Source organism: Arhodomonas sp. KWT (genome assembly GCF_010993615.1).
The window spans coordinates 1-591 of sequence record NZ_WNXE01001011.1 but is presented as its reverse complement, the minus strand read 5'-3'; the positions used below and the strand labels follow the sequence as shown (position 1 = coordinate 591).

Below are 591 nucleotides of genomic sequence, written 5' to 3'. Positions count from 1 at the left end.
GACGGCGAGACCCTGGTCGGCGCGTTCCTGTCGTGCTCCAACAAGGCCCACGACATCGCCTTCATCCGCCACGACGAGCCCGGCCGGCTACATCACGTCTCGTTCCTGCTGGACAGCTGGGAGGAGGTGCTGCGGGCCGCCGACATCATGTCCAAGTACGGCATCTCCATCGACATCGGACCGACCCGTCACGGCATCACCCGGGGCAAGACGATCTACTTCTTCGACCCCTCGGGCAACCGCAACGAGGTCTTCGCCGGCGGCAGCACGTGGTACCCGGATCACCCGACCATCACCTGGACGGCGGACAGCCTCGGCAAGGCGATCTTCTACCACGACCGGGTTCTCAACGAGAACTTCCTGGCCGTGGTGACCTGAGGCGGCGGGATGGGCCGCGGGTCAGGACGAGGCCGCCTCCTCGAGGGCGGCCTCGCCGGCGGCGAGCATGCGCTCGACGGTGTGCGCGGTGCGCTCGATGTGCACGCGCAGCACGCTCATGGCAGTGCCGGTGTCGCCGGCCAGCGCGGCGTCGCGCAGGGCGCGGTGCTCGGCAGGGATGTCCCGGCCGGGCGCGTACTGACTGCTCAGGAA

General features: G+C 69.0%; 2 protein-coding genes. One reads left to right on the top strand and one right to left on the bottom strand.

Features of this window, described 5'->3' with window-relative positions:
* Positions 1-378, top strand: a 378-nt coding sequence (locus tag G7A99_RS23860) for a VOC family protein (RefSeq protein ID WP_205600046.1), incomplete at its 5' end; no start/stop codon positions are given.
* Between the two features lie 21 nt (positions 379-399).
* On the opposite strand, the gene G7A99_RS23855 is transcribed toward G7A99_RS23860, so the two are convergent.
* Positions 400-591, bottom strand: a 192-nt coding sequence (locus G7A99_RS23855; protein ID WP_205600045.1) for a hypothetical protein, incomplete at its 5' end; no start/stop codon positions are given.